Origin of the sequence: Bradyrhizobium sp., from assembly GCF_019244115.1 — a bacterium.
Classification (GTDB): domain Bacteria; phylum Pseudomonadota; class Alphaproteobacteria; order Rhizobiales; family Xanthobacteraceae; genus Bradyrhizobium.
This window is the reverse complement of sequence record NZ_JAFATE010000335.1, coordinates 1-16405: the sequence shown is the minus strand read 5'-3', so window position 1 is coordinate 16405 and position 16405 is coordinate 1. Positions and strand designations below refer to the sequence as shown.

At 64.4% G+C, this 16405-nt stretch carries 19 protein-coding genes and 1 tRNA gene; 12 read left to right on the top strand and 8 right to left on the bottom strand.

All coding sequences use genetic code 11. The features are described from left to right. Positions 1–436: methylated-DNA--[protein]-cysteine S-methyltransferase (locus JOZ76_RS14950; protein WP_291699393.1), on the bottom strand; the 436-nt coding region annotated here is incomplete at its 3' end. 215 nt (positions 437–651) lie between these two features. On the opposite strand from JOZ76_RS14950, the gene JOZ76_RS14945 reads away from it, so the two are divergent. From JOZ76_RS14945 to JOZ76_RS14925, 5 genes are all read left to right on the top strand, one after another. Further along, positions 652–725 (top strand) — tRNA-Gly (locus tag JOZ76_RS14945). 147 nt (positions 726–872) lie between these two features. After that, a complete protein-coding gene (locus JOZ76_RS14940; RefSeq protein ID WP_291699392.1) occupies positions 873–2399 on the top strand; it encodes an FAD-dependent oxidoreductase in 1527 nt (508 codons plus the stop codon). 419 nt (positions 2400–2818) lie between these two features. After that, positions 2819–4018: a TAXI family TRAP transporter solute-binding subunit gene (locus tag JOZ76_RS14935; protein ID WP_291699391.1), complete on the top strand. Its 1200-nt coding sequence runs from the start codon at positions 2819–2821 to the stop codon at positions 4016–4018. Between the two features lie 2 nt (positions 4019–4020). Next, on the top strand, positions 4021–4797 hold the full coding sequence (locus JOZ76_RS14930; RefSeq protein WP_291699390.1) for a hypothetical protein: 777 nt from the start codon (positions 4021–4023) through the stop codon (positions 4795–4797). Positions 4798–5095: 298 nt separating this feature from the next. Continuing rightward, on the top strand, positions 5096–5338 hold the full coding sequence (locus JOZ76_RS14925; RefSeq protein ID WP_291699389.1) for a hypothetical protein: 243 nt from the start codon (positions 5096–5098) through the stop codon (positions 5336–5338). Positions 5339–5406: 68 nt separating this feature from the next. Here the strand turns inward: JOZ76_RS14925 and JOZ76_RS14920 are convergent, their stop codons facing one another. Then, positions 5407–5772, bottom strand: coding sequence for a nuclear transport factor 2 family protein (locus tag JOZ76_RS14920; RefSeq protein ID WP_291699388.1), 366 nt, complete (start codon positions 5770–5772; stop codon positions 5407–5409). Positions 5773–7054: 1282 nt separating this feature from the next. On the opposite strand from JOZ76_RS14920, the gene JOZ76_RS14915 reads away from it, so the two are divergent. Next, positions 7055–7204: a hypothetical protein gene (locus JOZ76_RS14915; protein ID WP_291699387.1), complete on the top strand. Its 150-nt coding sequence runs from the start codon at positions 7055–7057 to the stop codon at positions 7202–7204. Positions 7205–7206: 2 nt separating this feature from the next. Here the strand turns inward: JOZ76_RS14915 and JOZ76_RS14910 are convergent, their stop codons facing one another. Next, a complete protein-coding gene (locus JOZ76_RS14910) occupies positions 7207–8127 on the bottom strand; it encodes a LysR substrate-binding domain-containing protein (protein WP_291699386.1) in 921 nt (306 codons plus the stop codon). Positions 8128–8218: 91 nt separating this feature from the next. Between JOZ76_RS14910 and JOZ76_RS14905 the strand changes: the two genes are divergently transcribed. Continuing rightward, positions 8219–9280 carry a YeiH family protein gene (locus tag JOZ76_RS14905; protein ID WP_441300035.1) on the top strand — a complete coding sequence of 354 codons (1062 nt, stop codon included), beginning with the start codon at positions 8219–8221 and terminating at the stop codon, positions 9278–9280. A 17-nt stretch (positions 9281–9297) separates the two neighbouring features. On the opposite strand, the gene JOZ76_RS14900 is transcribed toward JOZ76_RS14905, so the two are convergent. The 5 genes from JOZ76_RS14900 to JOZ76_RS14880 all read right to left on the bottom strand — a co-directional run bounded on the left by JOZ76_RS14900 (position 9298) and on the right by JOZ76_RS14880 (position 11757). Continuing rightward, the gene (locus JOZ76_RS14900; protein ID WP_291699385.1) at positions 9298–9621 is read right to left on the bottom strand and encodes a cupredoxin domain-containing protein; all 324 of its coding nucleotides are present in this window, start codon (positions 9619–9621) and stop codon (positions 9298–9300) included. Between the two features lie 9 nt (positions 9622–9630). Then, positions 9631–10152: a DUF4142 domain-containing protein gene (locus JOZ76_RS14895; RefSeq protein ID WP_291699384.1), complete on the bottom strand. Its 522-nt coding sequence runs from the start codon at positions 10150–10152 to the stop codon at positions 9631–9633. A 105-nt stretch (positions 10153–10257) separates the two neighbouring features. Next, entirely contained in the window at positions 10258–10944 is a 687-nt protein-coding gene (locus tag JOZ76_RS14890) for an RNA polymerase sigma factor (RefSeq protein WP_291699383.1), read from the bottom strand. A 177-nt stretch (positions 10945–11121) separates the two neighbouring features. Further along, complete coding sequence (locus JOZ76_RS14885) at positions 11122–11472, bottom strand: RidA family protein (protein ID WP_291699382.1); 351 nt, start codon at positions 11470–11472, stop codon at positions 11122–11124. 30 nt (positions 11473–11502) lie between these two features. Beyond that, positions 11503–11757: a hypothetical protein gene (locus tag JOZ76_RS14880; RefSeq protein WP_291699381.1), complete on the bottom strand. Its 255-nt coding sequence runs from the start codon at positions 11755–11757 to the stop codon at positions 11503–11505. 382 nt (positions 11758–12139) lie between these two features. On the opposite strand from JOZ76_RS14880, the gene JOZ76_RS14875 reads away from it, so the two are divergent. From JOZ76_RS14875 to JOZ76_RS14855, 5 genes are all read left to right on the top strand, one after another. After that, the gene (locus JOZ76_RS14875) at positions 12140–12667 is read left to right on the top strand and encodes a hypothetical protein (protein WP_291699380.1); all 528 of its coding nucleotides are present in this window, start codon (positions 12140–12142) and stop codon (positions 12665–12667) included. Positions 12668–12836: 169 nt separating this feature from the next. Next, positions 12837–13031 carry a hypothetical protein gene (locus JOZ76_RS14870; RefSeq protein WP_291699379.1) on the top strand — a complete coding sequence of 65 codons (195 nt, stop codon included), beginning with the start codon at positions 12837–12839 and terminating at the stop codon, positions 13029–13031. Between the two features lie 20 nt (positions 13032–13051). Then, a complete protein-coding gene (locus JOZ76_RS14865; RefSeq protein WP_291699378.1) occupies positions 13052–13645 on the top strand; it encodes an SCO family protein in 594 nt (197 codons plus the stop codon). 188 nt (positions 13646–13833) lie between these two features. Continuing rightward, positions 13834–14655 (top strand): transporter substrate-binding domain-containing protein, encoded by an 822-nt coding sequence (locus JOZ76_RS14860; RefSeq protein WP_291699394.1) that lies wholly within the window; start codon positions 13834–13836, stop codon positions 14653–14655. A gap of 142 nt (positions 14656–14797) precedes the next feature. After that, positions 14798–16405: lysine--tRNA ligase (locus tag JOZ76_RS14855; RefSeq protein ID WP_291699377.1), on the top strand; the 1608-nt coding region annotated here is incomplete at its 3' end.

Genomic DNA, 16405 nt, shown 5'->3' with positions numbered 1-16405 from the left:
CGGCGTCCAGCACGCGATGGCAGGGCACGATGATCATGAACGGATTTTTCGCAAGCGCCTGGGCCACCGAATGCACCGCGCCCGAGGCGCGCAGCGCCGCCGCGACCTCGGATGTGGTGCGAGTCTCGCCGCGCGGGATGGCGCGGGTGTAGGCATAGACGCTCTGGTTGAATTTCGAAATGCCGCTCATGTCGAGCATGGCGTTGGAAAAATCGCAGGTTTGGCCGCGCAAGGCGGCCACGATGCCCTCGATCGTCAGTGCGACATGGGCCGGCGGGCGCAGCTCGCGTGCATCCGGGAAGACACGGAACAGTCGCCGCCGCGTTTCGATTTCCCGCGCCTCGGGCAGTTGCACGCCCGAAATGCCGGCGTCGCCCCAGACGATACCGCAACGGCCGATCGCGGTGTCGAACACCGCATACCCACGCCCCGCCATGACTCAAAACCCTCAGACCCCGCACTCACCATAGCAGTGTCACAATCGCGCGCATCCGGAATCTTGAAGAACGGTTAAGCCCTGCACAGGGCGTCGTGATGCCGGACCCGTCGAAAGCCGCGAGCCCGGAATGCTCTGCGGGGAGTTGCGATCCGATTTAGCCGCTTGGCGGATGGCGCAGTCTAAGCTAAAGAATCGGATCGAGCGAACCGCTCGCGGGCGTAGTTCAATGGTAGAACGGCAGCTTCCCAAGCTGCATACGAGGGTTCGATTCCCTTCGCCCGCTCCAACCATCCGCGGCGGTTCGCAACCGGTAGAAGTCAGGATCGGACGTCGAGCGCCGGCGGTCGAGGGAACCGATCCCGTTGCCGCGCTTTGATCTGGCGAATGAGTTTCGACCTGCTTGCAGCTGACGGGCTGCCGAGGAGGACCTCAAATGGCCGACCAACAGAAAGAGCCCGCTGGCCCCGACCTCGCTTCAGGCGTCGCGCTGAGCGACTTCAAGAACGACATGCTGCTCGGCCATGTCGGCGATCAGGACGTCCTGCTGGTGCGCATCAAGGATGAGGTCTTTGCGATCGATGCGCATTGCAGTCATTATCACGGGCCGCTCGCAGATGGTCTCGTTGTCGGCGACACCATCCGCTGCCCCTGGCATCACGCCTGCTTTTCGCTGCGCAGCGGTGAGGCGATGCGCGCCCCCGCGCTCTCCGCGCTCGCGATCTGGAAGGTCGAGCGGCAGGGCGACACGCTGTCGGTCCGCACGAGGCAGGATCACACGCAACCGGCGCGGCGGCCGCCACCGGGCGCGCCGCGGCGCATCGTCATTGTCGGCGGCGGCGCGGCGGGTTTTGCGGCGGCGGAGATGCTCCGGCGCGAAGGTTTTGGTGGCGAGCTCGCGCTCGTCAGCGATGATGCCGCCGCCCCGGTCGATCGTCCCAATCTGTCCAAGGATTATCTCGCAGGCTCCGCGCCGGAGGACTGGGTGCCGCTGCGCCCGGACAGCTTTTACGCCGACGAGAAGATCGATCTGCGGCTGAGCACGCCCGTCACCGCCATCGACGGCAAGGCGCGCCAAATCGTTCTCGGCGATGGCGCGAGCTTGCCCTACGACCGCCTGCTGCTTGCGACCGGCGCCGAGCCGGTACGGCTGCAGATACCGGGCGCCGACCAGCCGCATGTTCATACGCTGCGAACCCTCGCCGACAGCGCCGCCATCATCGCGGCAGCCAAGGCTGCGCGGCGCGCGGTCGTGATCGGCGCGAGCTTCATCGGGCTCGAGGTCGCAGCTTCGCTGCGGGCGCGCGAGATCGAGGTCCATGTGGTCGCGCCGGAGCAGCGGCCGATGGAGCGCGTTCTCGGCCCCGAGATGGGCGACTTCGTGCGCAGCCTGCACGAGGAGCACGGCGTCATCTTCCATCTTGCCGACACCGTCGTCGCGATCGACGGCAAGCGCGCCATGCTGAAGAGCGGCGGCACGCTCGAAGCCGATCTCGTCGTGGTCGGCGTCGGCGTGCGGCCGCGGCTGGCGCTCGCCGAGCGATCCGGCCTTGCGCTCGATCGCGGCGTCCTGGTCAATCCCGATCTGGAGACGAGCGTGCCTGGCATTTTTGCGGCGGGCGACATCGCGCGCTGGCCCGATCCGCATTCGGGCCAGAACATCCGCGTCGAACATTGGGTGGTCGCCGAGCGACAGGGCCAGGCCGCCGCGCGCAACATGCTGGGCTATGGCGAAGCCTTCGACGCCGTGCCGTTCTTCTGGAGCCAGCATTACGACGTGCCGATCAACTATGTCGGCCACGCCGACGAGTTCGACGAGATCGCGGTCGATGGCGACATCAAGGGCCGCGACTGCCTGCTGCGCTACAAGTTGAAGGGGCGCGTGCTGGCGGTCAGCTCGATCTACCGTGACCTCGCCAGCCTTCAGGCCGAACTTGCGATGGAGCAGGGCCGGTCGCCTTGAGCTCGCGCGGGCGCAAATTGAGCTTGACCTCTTGGTACGGCAGGACAATCGCATGCACGGCCGGTCGTCCCGCAGGTCCGGTGCCATTTGTGCAGCGCGTCGCTCCCGCTGGCTCGTGATGCCCGGGCTTGTCCCGGGCATCCACGCCTTTCTTCTTCGCTGCCAAGACGTGGATGGCCGGAACAAGCCCGGTCATGACGATGCACTGGATTCCCGAGCTCTAGGAGGCCGGCCGAACAACGCGCTGTGGAACCCTGGCACTTTCTGCGGCAGCGCGGCGTTTCAGCGCCGATCAGACTGGAGACATTGTCATGCGCCTTATTGGCGCCATAGAGAGCACCGACTGAAGTCCTGTTATCCTTTTTTTTGTCAGCGTGTAAGCAGCGGCCCGCGTTTTCGCTCCAAGGCGAGTGTTGGCTATGAGTTATCGCGCACGCATCGCAGGAGTGGCTTGCGCGTTTTTATGCGCCACGGTCGTTGCGGCACTGGCCTCTCTGATCGCAACCGAGGCGGCCGGCCAGGCTCCGCCTGGTTTTCCGGTTGCAAAGCCGATGCGCGAAGACCCCGTCGAGGCGGCCCGCAGGAGGATCAACGCCAACACGGTCTCGATCGTCTCCGGCAACATCACCGGCACCTATCTGCGTTATGCGGCCGATATCGCCTCGGTGCTCGATGACGGCGAGAACCTGCGGGTGCTGCCGATCCTGAGCGCGGGCGCGGTGCAGAACGTCACCGACATCATGTTCCTCCGGGGCGTCGACATGGGGCTGGTGCGGACCGACTCGGTCGAGGCGATCCGGCGCGCGGGCAAGTACGGCGATGTCAAGACCAAGGTCCAGTACATCGCACGGCTGGTCGACGACGAGATGCACGTGATCGCGCCGCGCGAGATCACGGACATCCGGCAACTTGCCGGCAAGAAGGTGAATTTCGACGTGCTCGGTTCGGGAACGCACTTCTCGTCCGAACTGATTTTCGAGCGCCTCGGGATCCACGTCGAAACCACAGCCTACGAGCAGTCGGTCGCCTATGAAAAACTGCGCGCCGGCGAGATCGATGCCAGCATCTTCTTCGGCGGCAATCCGGTAGTCGGGATCGCCAATTTCAAGAACGCCGACAACAGATATCATCTCGTTCCCGTTCGTTTCGAGGAGAAGCTCGCCGATTATTATCTGCCGGCGACGCTGTCGGGCAAGGACTACCCGAATTTGCTGGGCAAGGACGAAACGCTCGACACCATCGCGGCGCCGACGCTGCTCGCGGTCTACAATCTGCGCCCTGGTAACGAGCGCTACCTGCGGGTTGCGCATTTCGTCGAGGCGTTCTTTGCCAAATTTTCCGAGTTCCTGAAGCCGCCGCGCCATCCGAAATGGCGCGAGGTCAATCTGGCGGCGACGGTGCCCGGCTGGACGCGGTTCAAGCCGGCGCAGGATTGGCTCGACCGGATGGCGCCCCAGGCCGCCCAGCAGGCGATGGGTTTGGCTACGCCCGAAGTGGCCTCCACCGATGAACAGGCCCGCTTCAAGGCCTTCCTCCGGCAGAGGAACGGCGGAACCCGTCTCTCCGCAGACGACATCGTCCACCTGTTCGAGGAGTTCCAGAAAAGCGAGGGGCGCTGATCATGGCGCCGGACAGCCCGCTTACGACGCCGATTGCGCGCGATCGCTCCGACGACATGCGTCTGCTGAATGACTTGCAGCACCTGGACGATGAATTCGATTTCCCCTCCTGGATACGCGAGAGGCCACCGGAGATATCCGAGCTGCAGGAGCTGTCGTCGCGAAACAGCGGCCCCAATTGGGTCATCATGTCAGTCGGCTTGATTGCGTCGCTGGTCGCGGGGATCGCAATCCTATGGCCGCTCGCGCATTCGGTGCTGCAAGCAAGGCGCAGCGTCGAGCAGACGGTGGTCGCGCAGTCGCGCGCGTTGCCACTGGGGTCTGTTCGCGAGGAGCAACGAGCCCAGCCCGCCGCGCCGGAGTTCGCTCCGGCTCGGCAGAAGCTGGTCGAGGACCCGTCGAGGCTGGCCGCCGAGCCTGCCGCGGCGTCGACGCCACAGGCGGTGGTGGCGACCGCGGTCGCCGAACCGCCGAAACCGCCCGAGCCAGACGTGCCGGCGATGTCGGCGGGCGAGGTCGGCCGGATGCTGGCGCGCGCGGCGGCGCTCATACGCGAAGGACAGATCGGCAGCGCCCGGGCCCTGCTCGAACTCGCCGCACGCTCGCGCGACCCGGCGACCTATCTGGCGCTTGCCGATACGTATAATCCGAAGATGCTGGCGCGCTGGCACGCCATCGGCATTCCCGGCGATCGCCCGCGCGCGCTTTCGCTCTACCAGCAGGCGGCCGATGCCGGAATGACGGAAGCGAACGCGCGCCTGCGAGAGCTCGGACGGTGACGTTGCGTGCGGTTCACCACTCCCCGCTTGCCGCGAGAGGTCGGATCGCATCGCAAGATGCGATCCGACTGAGGGGGATTCGCCGCGAGGTCGCTGCCTTCGACACTCTCCGTAAGAACCGGGAAAGGGGCGCACCGTCCGTATCGCAACAGCGAGCCTGGATTCACCTTGCTCAGGCGTCACCGCGGATCAACAAGGCAATGATGGTGAACATCCATTCAAGAAAGTTTCTTGCCGGTTCCTGCAACAGAGCAGATCGACATTTGTTTTTCTCCTGACAACCGAGAGGAGAAAGACCATGAGGAAGCTGTCTTACGTGCTGGCCGCGCTGGCGGCTGTCGCAGTGGGAGCGCCGACCATCGCAAGCGCCACCGAGTTCGGTATTCATGTCGGCGGCGACCGCGACTATTACCATGAGAGGGACTATCGCGGACCGCGTGCGGAGTTCTACGAACATGATCGCGGCTGGCATCGGGGCTGGTACCATCATGATGGCGACCGCGAGGTGATCATCCGGCGTCATCATCGGGACTATGACTGACGCACCACGAGGACCGACACGAAACATGGCCCCTGCAGGGGCCATGTTTTTTTCAGCCCCGCGAAGGATCATGCGCCCGGCGGCACCTGATCCAGAAAACCGGTAATGCTCTGGATGCGCCCGTCCTTCAGCACGGCGAAATCCGTGCCCTTGATCGGGCTGTCGGCGCCGTCAGGACCAAGTCCCCAGGAAAAACGCACATGATCGCCAAAACCGTTCGGCTCGCCGATCAGCTTGAATTTGAAATCCGGAAAGCGCTGCTGCACGCCGGATATCAGTGCGTCGACGGCGTCGGCGCCATCGCCCGCCATCAACGGATCGACATAGCGCGCATCGGCGGTCCAGTCCTGGCTCAGCATCTCGCGCCGGCGGCTCGGCGTGCGCTCATTCCACAGCTCGATGTAGCGGCGGGCAATTTTCGTAGCGTCGGTCATGATGGTTTCTCCTTGATCAAGCCGTCGTTCAATCGGCTGACCCGACTATTGGAGATCCACGCGATCAAATCGATTACGTCGGACGTCATGGGGCCTGGCGCGGGAGCCGCGACAGAGGTGCGCTCCCTCCCCGCTTGCGGGGGAGGGAGCGGGATGGTGGCGTCACAATCTCAGGAATCCACATCATCTCTCCCGGCGTCGTCTCGCGCGTTTCGCTTCGCTTTACCTATCCTGCATCTGATCCTGCATTAGCTCATCAGCACCTGATCAGGGCGCGGGCCTGCCGCTCTGCTGGCAGGACAACCCGGCAGCGCGCCGGCAAATCAGACTGTTCGTTGTCGATAGCAACGCTGTCGCCTCGTTCGTACACAGTCGAGGCAATGGTATCGTCATGCAACCGATTTGCCCGTCGGGCAGTCTGACAAGAACCTTGTCCAGCCCTTCGGCAAAAAATATTCCGTCTTGCCGTTTCCGCAAATCAGAAGTATGGTTCGCTCGTTCCGCCTCGTCACGAGGGGCGTATCGCGATCGTCACGACACGCGAAGCGGGATGCGATGGACGCTTTGGCGACGCGCGCGATGCTCTCGCGCGGACGAACGGCGCTGATGCGGACGACGAAATCGTGTGGTCCTGACACCCCGACGCTGGTGTCAAGTCGGCGAGAGATGATTTCGCCGATGACGGGGGCAAGAGAGCCCGGGCCCCGGGGAGATCACGTATAAGTCGTAAAGCCATTGCGCAGGGAGGGCCGGGTCGCCTCGGCCAAACCTGTGGTGACTGCCGCCAGCTTTTTTTGTTGCTGGCGGGCCACGGGCGCGGCCAGCGCCCGGCCTTCCCTGCGCCCTCTTCAATTCGGAGGGTGAAATCGAGCAAGACCCGGACGCCAGTCGCACCGCGGGAACGCTGAGATTTGTCTTGAAAAAAGCTCGTCACACCCTCGGCCGTCATCACCCGCGCAAGCGGGTGATCCAGTACGCCGCGGCCTATCGGCTCAAGCACTGGCGTCTCCGGAATACTGGATCGCCCGGTCAAGCCGGGCGATGACATGCTATTTGACTTTGAATCACAAAATCAGGCGGCGCGCGTCCTCATCACTTTGCGATGCCGCGCGGCGCGAAGATGTGCCGTCGCATCGCCGGAAAAGCCAAATCTTCTCCTCTTCCGGGCGCGCGCGACAAGAAACTCCCAGGCGGGCCCGCGAGAACGCAAGAACCGCCCATTGCGTCTTGCGGCGCTGTGCCGCACATTTTTCCGGGGCGAAACAACCCGACGAGAGTTTTTGTGGCGCAAGACGAGCTACCCGATCCGTTCGGCGAATCGCATCTGGTGGCGACGCTGCCGTCATCGAACTCCGCACTGGGGCTGAAGGGCGCCGCGCTTTTGATCGCGCTTGCGATCCTGCTGCTCGTGGTGCGCGGTCTGGTCGGTTAGATCTAGACCCGGGCGCGGCGTGGGCCATTCGCGGCGGCGGGCGCCGCGATCAGCCGCTCGAAGGCGGTTGCGGCGGGCACCTCGACTCGTCCCGGCGCCTTCAGCCTCCACAGCGTGCGCACGATCGAAAGGTTGCGCATCTCGATTATCTTCAGCCGGCCGAGCGCGACCTGGTCCTTGGCCGCGGCGGCGGACACGATCGCAACGCCAAGCCCGGCCGCGACCATCTGCTTGATTGCCTCCGTGCTGCCGATCTCGAGCGTGCGGGCCGGATCGATTCTGAGCCGCGCCAACGCCTTCGCGACGACCTCACGCGATCCCGAGCCCGGCTCGCGCATGATGAAGATCTCGTCTGCGATGCGGCTGGGCTCGATCGCTGTGCGATCCGCCGCGAAGGGATGCCGCGGTCCGGCGATCAGCACCATCTCGTCGCTCCGCCACGGCTCGGCCAAGAGTCCCTCGTCCTCGACCGGGCCTTCGACCAGGCCGACCTCGATCTCATGGGCGAGCATCATCTGCGCAATGTCGCGGGTGTTGGCGCTGGCGAGCTGCAACTCGATGCCGGGATGGCGGCCGTGAAACGTGCCGAGATAGTCCGGGATGAAATAGGTCGCAATCGTTGTCGATGCGCCGATCCGCAAGGAGCCGCTGTCGAGGCTCCGCAGCGCGCGCAGCTCGTCTTCCGCGGCGCGCTCGGCCGCGAACAGGGTATCCGCATGCTGCAGCAGGGCGAGCCCTTCGCGCGTCGGCGTCACACCCCGGGGGGTGCGGTCGAGCAGCCGACAGCCGAGCTGCAGCTCGAAATCCCGCACGCCCTTCGAGATCGAGGGTTGGCTGAGCAGCAAGATATCGGCCGCCTTGGAGAAGCTGCCGGCCTTCGCGACGGTCGCGAACAGCCGCAGCAGATGCAGGTTCAGGGGCATAACTTTTTTCTATTGGGCTGCGGGAAAAAGATATTAGCCGCGAGGGCGCCGAAAGAGCAAAGATATTCTCCGTCGCCTGAGGAGAGATCGCTTGTCCGGCCAGCCCAGCTCCGTTCGCCCGCTGCCCACGCGGCTGATCGAGGGCGTTTTGGTGCGCGGCCCGGGCATTCTGCTGTGCGCAGGCATCACCGCGCTTGCGCTCGCCGCCCAGGCGCTCGAACTGCGAAGCTTTGGGCACCCGTACGTCGAGGCGCTGGTGCTCGCGATCCTGTTCGGTGCCGTGCTGCGTGCGGCGTGGACGCCGGAGCGGCGTTTTCAGGCCGGCATCGCCTTCGGCGCCAAACAGCTGCTCGAAGTCGCGGTGACGCTGCTCGGCGCTTCGCTCGATCTGTCGCTGGTGACGCGATCCGGCGTCGCGCTGCTCGCCGTCATCGTCGCGGTGGTCGTGGCCTCGCTCGGCGTGAGTTTTGGCGTAAGCCGCATGCTCGGGCTGTCGAACCGGCTTGCGATCCTGGTCGCCTGCGGCAACTCGATCTGCGGCAATTCGGCGATCGCGGCGGTCGCGCCGGTGATCGGGGCCGGCAGCGCCGATGTCGGCGCCGCGATCTCGTTCACCGCTGTCCTGGGCGTGCTCACGGTGATCGGCCTGCCGCTGCTGGTGACGTTCGCCGGCCTCACAGCGACACAATACGGCGTTTTGGCGGGGCTCACGGTCTATGCGGTGCCGCAGGTGCTCGCCGCGACGCTGCCGGTCGGGTTGATTGCGACGCAGATGGGCACTTTCGTGAAACTCGCCCGTGTGCTGCTGCTCGGCCCTGTCGTGGTGGCCTTGTCGCTCGTATTCCGCAACCAGGCGATGAAGGCGGGGGCGACCGCGGGCCGCTCGGCGCTGTCGTCGCTCATCTGGGTGCCGTGGTTCGTGCCGGCGTTCCTGATGCTCGCGGGATTGCGGTCGGCGGGGATGATTCCACAAGGTGCCACCCAGCCGATTGCGGCCGTGGCCGCCTTCCTGACCATCCTGTCGATGGCCGCGCTCGGGCTCAATGTCGACCTGCGGCTTCTGGCGCGAATCGGCGCACGCGTGACCACTGCCGTCACGCTCTCGCTGACGTTCCTGATCGCGATCAGCCTCGTCGTCGTCCGTCTGTTCTGAGCAAGACGGCGCGCCGGTTACGGGACGACCGTCAGCGTCGCCTTCATGTTGGGATGGAAGCGGCAGAAGTAAGGGAACGTGCCGGCCGTGTTCACGACCAGGCTCCCGCCCTTGTTCGCCGGCAGCATGACGTCGAACTCGCCGCCCTGCTGTGCGGTTGCGGTGTGGGCGACGACGTCCTTGTTGACCCACTCGATGGTGTCGCCGACCTTGGCCGAGACCTCGGCCGGCGTGATCACCAGGTTTTGCATGACGATCGTGATGGTCGCCGCCGGCGAAGGCGCGGTCATTGCGAGCAGCGCCATCGCCGTCATGATCGGAAGCGTGCGAGCGACCAGCATCGTAAGCCCCTACTTCAGGTCGGCCGCGACATGCTCGGCATGCTGCTCATGACCCTGGAAGATTTTCAGGCCGGTCTGCAGCAGGCCCTTCAGCTCCGCATTGCTCGCCGACGGGATCAGCTGGGTCTCGAGCGCGCCGTTGACCTGCTTGTGGTATGCGATCTCGTTCTCGATATAGCCCTTGTCGTAGGCCGCGCCGCTCAGCTTGGCGAGCTGCTCGTATTTGTCAGCGGCCTGTTTCGACAGCGCCTTGCTGGTATCGTTGTCCTGCGGCGTGACGTTGAGCTTTTTCACGAGGTCGAGCGCCTGCTTGTTCACGGCCTCATGGTCGCGCACCATGTCCTCCGCGAACTGCTTCACCTCCTTGCTGTTGGATTTGAGCAGCGCCTGCTTGGCGGCCGCGACGTCGAGCACGCCCGCGGTATAGGCGATATGTGCGATCTGCGGATCGGTCAGCTTGGCGCCTTCCGCGCCGGCCGGGCCGGTCGAGAGTGCGATGGCAACCAGCACTGCGCTCAGTCGAACGAACATGGTGATCCTCCTGTGATGCCGCGCGGGCCAGACCGGCGCGTCTCGGGTACACAGGCGTTGGATGGCAAAAGCGGGAGGAGGTTCCGGCAATATTTGCGACGTGACTTATGCGAAGCCAAGTCGCTGCAGCACGGCATTGGTGAGGCGCGCGCAACGTTGTCCCGCAAAGGGGAATGCTTCCAGTACCACCGGGCCGATCTTGCGCTCGACATTGTCGCGCAACATGGCGCGCGCGCGGTGCAGGCGAGTTTTCACGGTCTCGGTTCTCAGATCCAGCAGGTCCGCGGTCTCCTCGACGTTCAGTCCTTCGATCACGCGGGCGATGAAGACCAGGCGGAAAGCGTCCGGCAATTCGTCGATCGCGCGTTCAACGACCTCTCGGATTTCGCGTTGAGCCATGGATTTTTCCGGATCGTCGGTCGTGGCAAGGGGAAACGGGATGATCTCCGCGTCGATGCCGCCGTTCGGCTGCAGCCTCACTTCGCTTCTGGGCCGCTCCCGCCGCAAGCGGCCGAGCGCCTCGTTGATGGCGATCCGCGAGAGCCATGTCGACAGGCTGGAGCCGCCGCGAAATTCCGCAAGATGGGTGAACGCGCGGACATAGGTGTCCTGGACCACGTCCTCGGCCTCCGCGTCATCGCGCAGGATGCCGCGGGCGAGCCGGTACAGCCTGCGATTGTTCGCGGTCATGATGGTCCGCACGGCCGCCTCGTCGCGCTCGAGCGTGCGGCGGATCAGTTCGGCGTCGTCTTGACCCGGGTGGTCGGTTCGGGGCGCTCGTGCCTGGTGCATGGCGGCCTCGCTTTCGTCAGGAGAATATCAGCTTTGAGCATTGGATGCGTCAGACACCCCGAGGTTCCCGGCTCTCAGCATAAAAGTCTGGGACGGGCGTTTGTACGGCTGCCGGACGGGCAGCCGTACCTGCTTGGGGTTGCAGATATGTCCCGCACGGACTTGATAGGGAATCCCCTACTTCGCCGCGATCACCATGATCTCGACATTGTACACCGGCGCTGCGAGCCTCGCCTCGACGGTGGCGCGGGCAGGGGTGTTGCCGGGCGAGACCCAGCCGTCCCACACCGCATTCATCTCGGCAAACGTCGCCATGTCGGTGATGTAGATGGTCGCCGACAGCAGCTTCGACTTGTCGGTACCGGCCGTGGCCAGATGGCCATCGATGATGGAAAGGATGTCCTGGGTCTGCTTGGTCACGCTTTCGCCCTTGGCGTTGCTCGCGACAACGCCCGCCAGATAGACGGTATTGCCATGGACGACGACCTGGCTCATGCGGGGGCCGGTCTCAAAACGCTGAATGCTCATGGGGTTCTCCAGTGAAATGGCGGCCGTTAACTACCCGGCGCGGCCGCCATGCACAACTGCGTGCTTTGGGAAGCCGCTTGAAGAAAATCCCAGACTCGGCGCCATGGTGCGAGTCATCATGTCGGTTTCGCTCTGGGCCGCGCCATGCAGGACGATGACGAGCGGCGCTGGCCGGACTGCCGGAAGCGCGACGGTAAAGCTGCGTGTCACGCCACCAACGCTGATCGTCTCCGCGCGTACTGGGCAGGCGCAAGCAATCGCCGCCAGCAAGGCGATCACCTGCAATCGAGTGCGCGAGTCCGTCATCTTCGGTCTCTCGCCCCACGGTTGCGTGCCGGACCATGTCTGCCGCGCATGGGTTCCGCGGCCTTCCGGGTTTCGCGCGCGATCACGAGTCATTTCAGTTTCGCCCGCCGTCGTGATTCGTATCGGATGCCGCTTCGGCGCGGATCTGTTTCAGTTTGGGATCGCGAGCTGAGATTGGTGCAGCGCCCCTGCAACACTCGATTTGAATTTGGCCTTCCCGGCTCGCCCTGCCTAGACAAAAATGCGATCTCGCAACACGCTAGCACCGCGATCCGGTTTTGAAATTCGCAATCGTCAAGGGTGGGGCGTTGCGGGTGCGGACCACCGGGGTTGGGTCGAGGCGGTTGAACTGAGGTTGGACATGAAATTGGTGACGGGGTTGCTCGCAGCCGTTCTGTTGCTGGCGGGGATGGGGGCAAGTCAGGCGGTGGTGCGGATCTCTGACGATCGCGGGGGCCGGATCGGGACTTACGTCGACAGGTATCAGGACCTGCGCAACTCCGGAGAAACGGTGATCATCGATGGGCTGTGCGCCTCGGCCTGCACCATCGTCCTCGGCGCTATCCCCCATGACCGGATCTGCGTCACCGCGCACGCCAATCTGGGCTTTCACGCCGCCTGGGATTTCGGCGCCGATGGGCGGGCCATCACCAATCCCGAAGCGACCCAGATGCTCTATTCGATGTATCCGGCGCCGGTGAAGCGCTGGATCTCGCAGCGTGGGGGGTTGACGCCGCATATGATTTTCCTGCGCGGCAGGCAGTTGCAGACCATGTATAAGCCCTGTTTCCTCGACGCCCAGGCGTCCGCCAGCAAGTTGTCGACCCCGGCAGCACACACCACCACCGGTTCTGGCCCGGCGCCCGCCGCGAACGCGTCCTCCCGCTGATCACAGAACGTCCCCAACAGAAGGCGCACTCCGGAGGACGTGATTGCGCCGATCGCGATCAAGCTTGCCCTGGTACGCCGCCGATCCTATGTCATGAGACGGATCGGCGCGCTTTTTCAGCCATCACGGCCACTTTTTTGGCCGGAACGCGCGCCATGAAAGGTTCGCGATGGGCCAACCGCTCTCCAGCTCGCATCCGCTCGGTGCCGGCACTCCGTCGGTGCGCGGGACGGTGCGTGCGCTCGCTGTCGTTTGCGGCCTGATCGGGGCGGCGGTCGTCGTCGGAACATTCGCGCTATGGGTCCATTACGGGACCGCGGTGTTTTTCGAGACGATCTCGGCCGGCATCGCGGCCTGCCTTTGAGACCTTGGGAGATTTTGGGAATGATCAAGTCCGCCGCCCGTCCGCTGGTCATTGTCGCTGCCTTTGGGGCAAGCCTCCTGGTTGGGCTGATCGCGATGCTGTCGGTCTTTGGCGGGGTGCGGAGCGTGGCGACGCCGGCGGCGATCGGCGGGCCGTTCCAGCTCACCGACCAGAGCGGCCAGACCGTGACCGAGAAGGCCCTGGAAGGCCGTCCGACGTTGATCTTTTTCGGCTTCACCCATTGCCCGGATGTGTGCCCGACGTCGCTGTTCGAGATGTCCGAGGTACTGCACGCGATGGGCAGCGACGCCGACCGCGTGAACGCCTATTTCATCTCGGTAGATCCGGAGCGCGATACCGAAGCCGCCATGAAAGACTATCTGTCGAGCTTCGATCCGCACCTCAAGGGGCTCACCGGTGATCCGGAGGCGGTGGCCAAGGTCCTTAGCGAATACCGGGTCTATGCCAAGAAGGTTCCGCTGAAGGATGGGGACTACACGATGGATCATACCGCGCTCGTCTATCTGATGGACCGTGACGGCAAGTTTGTCGCGCCCTTCAACCTGAAGCGGACACCCGATGAGGCCGCCGCCGACCTCAAGAAATACCTTTGACGGCCGACTCCGCCGCGCCTTGGAATCGGTGCACGAGCCGCTCTGATGGTCTATAAGACCGTCCGATTCCGCTTCAGGAATTTTGAGGCCAAATGTCCGCGCGGTCCGCTGTCTTCCGTGTCTTTGCCCCGCCGTCTCGTCGGTTCCGCGGCGGATGGCTGGCAGCCTGCGCCCTCCTGCCGCTTGCGATGTGGGGCGGGGAGGTTGGAGCGCAGACGCTGCCAAGGCCCAAGGTGGAGGCAGCGCCCCAGGCGGTGCCCGGTTTCTGGGACCCGCGGCGGCGCCCCGAGCGGCCGGACCTGTCGCGCATCAATGTGATTCGGTTCCTGACCGAGACGGACTATCCGCCGTTCAATTTTACCGGCGCCGACGGCAACCCGGCCGGGTTCAATGTCGATCTGGCGCGTGCGATCTGCGACGAGATCAAGATTACCTGCACGGTGCAGATGCGCAGGTTCGAGACGCTGCTCGATGCGCTCGCCAGCAATCGCGGCGATGCCATCATCGCCTCGGTCGCCGTGACGCCGCAAATGCGCGCCAAGGTCGATTTTTCCGACCCCTATTACCGGGCGCCTGCCCGCTTCGTATCGCGCCGCGATTCCGTGCTGCCGGAAGTCCGGCCCGAATATCTCGAGGGCAAAAAGGTCGGCGCCGTCGCGGGCTCCGCCCATGAGGCTTACCTCAAGGCGATGTTCACCGACGCCGAGCTGCATTCCTATCCGAATGACGAGGCGCTGCGCATGGCGCTGCGCCGCGGCGAGGTCGATTTCATTTTTGGCGACGGCATTTCGCTCGCATTCTGGATCAACGGCACGGATTCCGGCGATTGCTGCGCTTTCTCCGGCGGGCCGTTCGTCGAAAGCCGCTATTTCGGCGAGGGGATCGGGATCGCGGTCCGCAAGGGCAATGATCTGCTGCGTCAGGCGCTCAACTGGGCGTTGTTCCGGGTCTGGGAAAAGGGCCGCTACACCGACCTCTGGCTGCGCTATTTCTCGGTCAGCCCGTTCTAGCCGATTTGACGAAACGCCGTAGGGTGGGCAAAGCGAAGCGTGCGCACCGGGGTCGTAACGGTGGGCACGGCGCAAACGCGCCTTTGCCCACCCTACCATTCTCCGCTAGTTTCCGCGGTCCTTTGGAAGTCCGATATTTGAAATGTCCACGATCGATCTTGCTGCAACCATGAGCCCGAGCGACCTGCGCGCCCTTGCCGAACAATCCAATGCCTGGCCGTTCGAGCAGGCGAAGGCGATCGTTGCGCGGCTGAAAAAGCAGCCGAAGGACGAGGTGCTGTTCGAGACCGGTTACGGCCCGTCGGGACTGCCGCATATCGGCACTTTTGGCGAGGTCGCGCGCACCACCATGGTGCGTCACGCCTTTCGCGTGCTGACCGAGGACAAGGTCAAGACCCGCCTGCTCGCCTTCTCCGACGACATGGACGGCCTGCGCAAGGTGCCGGACAATGTCCCGAACAAGGAGCTCCTCGAAGCCAATCTCGGCAAGCCCCTGACCAGCGTGCCCGATCCCTTCGGCACGCATGCGAGCTTCGGCGCGCACAACAACGCGCGGCTGCGCGCCTTCCTCGACCAGTTCGGCTTCGAGTACGAGTTCGCGAGCTCGACCGACTATTACAAGTCGGGGCGCTTCGATGCCGCGCTGCTCCGCATGCTGGAGCGGCTGGACAAGGTGATGGCGATCATGCTGCCCTCCCTGCGCGAAGAGCGCGCCGCGAGCTATTCGCCGTTCTTGCCGGTCTGTCCGCGCACCGGCGTCGTGCTCTACGTGCCGATCGTCGCGCACGATGCGAAGGCGGGCACCATCTCCTTCGACGATCCGGAAACCGGGGAGCGCGTCACGCTGCCGGTCACCGGCGGCCACTGCAAGCTGCAATGGAAGCCCGACTGGGCGATGCGCTGGTATGCGCTCTCGGTCGACTATGAAATGGCCGGCAAGGACCTGATTGATTCGGTGAAGCTCTCGGGAAAGATCTGCGCGGCGCTCGGCGGCACGCCGCCCGAAGGTTTCAACTACGAGCTCTTCCTTGATGAGAAGGGCCAGAAGATTTCCAAGTCGAAGGGCAACGGGCTGACCATCGACGAATGGCTGCGCTACGCCTCGCCGGAATCGCTGTCGCTGTTCATGTATCGCGAGCCAAAGACGGCCAAGCGGTTGTACTTCGACGTGATCCCGCGCAACGTCGACGACTACCAGCAGTTTCTGGAAGGCTTCCCGCGCCAGGACGGCAAGCATCAGCTCGGCAATCCGGTATGGCACATCCATTCAGGCCGTCCGCCGGTCGCGGACATGCCGGTGACGTTCCAGCTCCTGCTGACGCTGGTGTCATCGTCGAATGCCGAAAATGCCGAAACGCTGTGGGGGTTCATTGGCCGCTATCGCCCGGGCGTGACGCCGCAGACCCATCCAAAGCTCGACGCGATGGTCGGCTATGCCATCAACTACTACCGCGACTTCGTGGCGCCGACGAAAGAGTTCCGAGAGCCAACGGACAGCGAGCGTGCGGCGCTGCAGGACCTGCGCGATGCGCTGGCGAACCTGCCGCCGGATGCCTCTGCCGAGGACATCCAGAACGCCGTCTACGAGATCGGCCGCCGCGAACCGTTCCTCGATCCCGTGAAGAAGGGCAGGGATGGCCGGCCCGGCGTGTCGCTCGACTGGTTCAACATGCTCTACAAGGTGCTGCTCGGCCAGGAGAAGGGCCCGCGCTTCGGCTCCTTCGTCGCGGTCTATGGCATCAACAACGCG

Bases quoted from the DNA above. Each gene is read 5' to 3' on its own strand.
- JOZ76_RS14870 (WP_291699379.1), top strand. From the start codon at position 12,837: ATGGGCCAACCGCTCTCCAGCTCGCATCCGCTCGGTGCCGGCACTCCG.
- JOZ76_RS14925 (WP_291699389.1), top strand. From the start codon at position 5,096: ATGAGGAAGCTGTCTTACGTGCTGGCCGCGCTGGCGGCTGTCGCAGTG.
- JOZ76_RS14920 (WP_291699388.1), bottom strand. From the start codon at position 5,772: ATGACCGACGCTACGAAAATTGCCCGCCGCTACATCGAGCTGTGGAAT.
- JOZ76_RS14930 (WP_291699390.1), top strand. From the start codon at position 4,021: ATGGCGCCGGACAGCCCGCTTACGACGCCGATTGCGCGCGATCGCTCC.
- JOZ76_RS14885 (WP_291699382.1), bottom strand. From the start codon at position 11,472: ATGAGCATTCAGCGTTTTGAGACCGGCCCCCGCATGAGCCAGGTCGTC.
- JOZ76_RS14900 (WP_291699385.1), bottom strand. From the start codon at position 9,621: ATGCTGGTCGCTCGCACGCTTCCGATCATGACGGCGATGGCGCTGCTC.
- JOZ76_RS14935 (WP_291699391.1), top strand. From the start codon at position 2,819: ATGAGTTATCGCGCACGCATCGCAGGAGTGGCTTGCGCGTTTTTATGC.
- JOZ76_RS14890 (WP_291699383.1), bottom strand. From the start codon at position 10,944: ATGCACCAGGCACGAGCGCCCCGAACCGACCACCCGGGTCAAGACGAC.
- JOZ76_RS14895 (WP_291699384.1), bottom strand. From the start codon at position 10,152: ATGTTCGTTCGACTGAGCGCAGTGCTGGTTGCCATCGCACTCTCGACC.
- JOZ76_RS14940 (WP_291699392.1), top strand. From the start codon at position 873: ATGGCCGACCAACAGAAAGAGCCCGCTGGCCCCGACCTCGCTTCAGGC.
- JOZ76_RS14860 (WP_291699394.1), top strand. From the start codon at position 13,834: ATGTGGGGCGGGGAGGTTGGAGCGCAGACGCTGCCAAGGCCCAAGGTG.
- JOZ76_RS14875 (WP_291699380.1), top strand. From the start codon at position 12,140: ATGAAATTGGTGACGGGGTTGCTCGCAGCCGTTCTGTTGCTGGCGGGG.
- JOZ76_RS14865 (WP_291699378.1), top strand. From the start codon at position 13,052: ATGATCAAGTCCGCCGCCCGTCCGCTGGTCATTGTCGCTGCCTTTGGG.
- JOZ76_RS14910 (WP_291699386.1), bottom strand. From the start codon at position 8,127: ATGCCCCTGAACCTGCATCTGCTGCGGCTGTTCGCGACCGTCGCGAAG.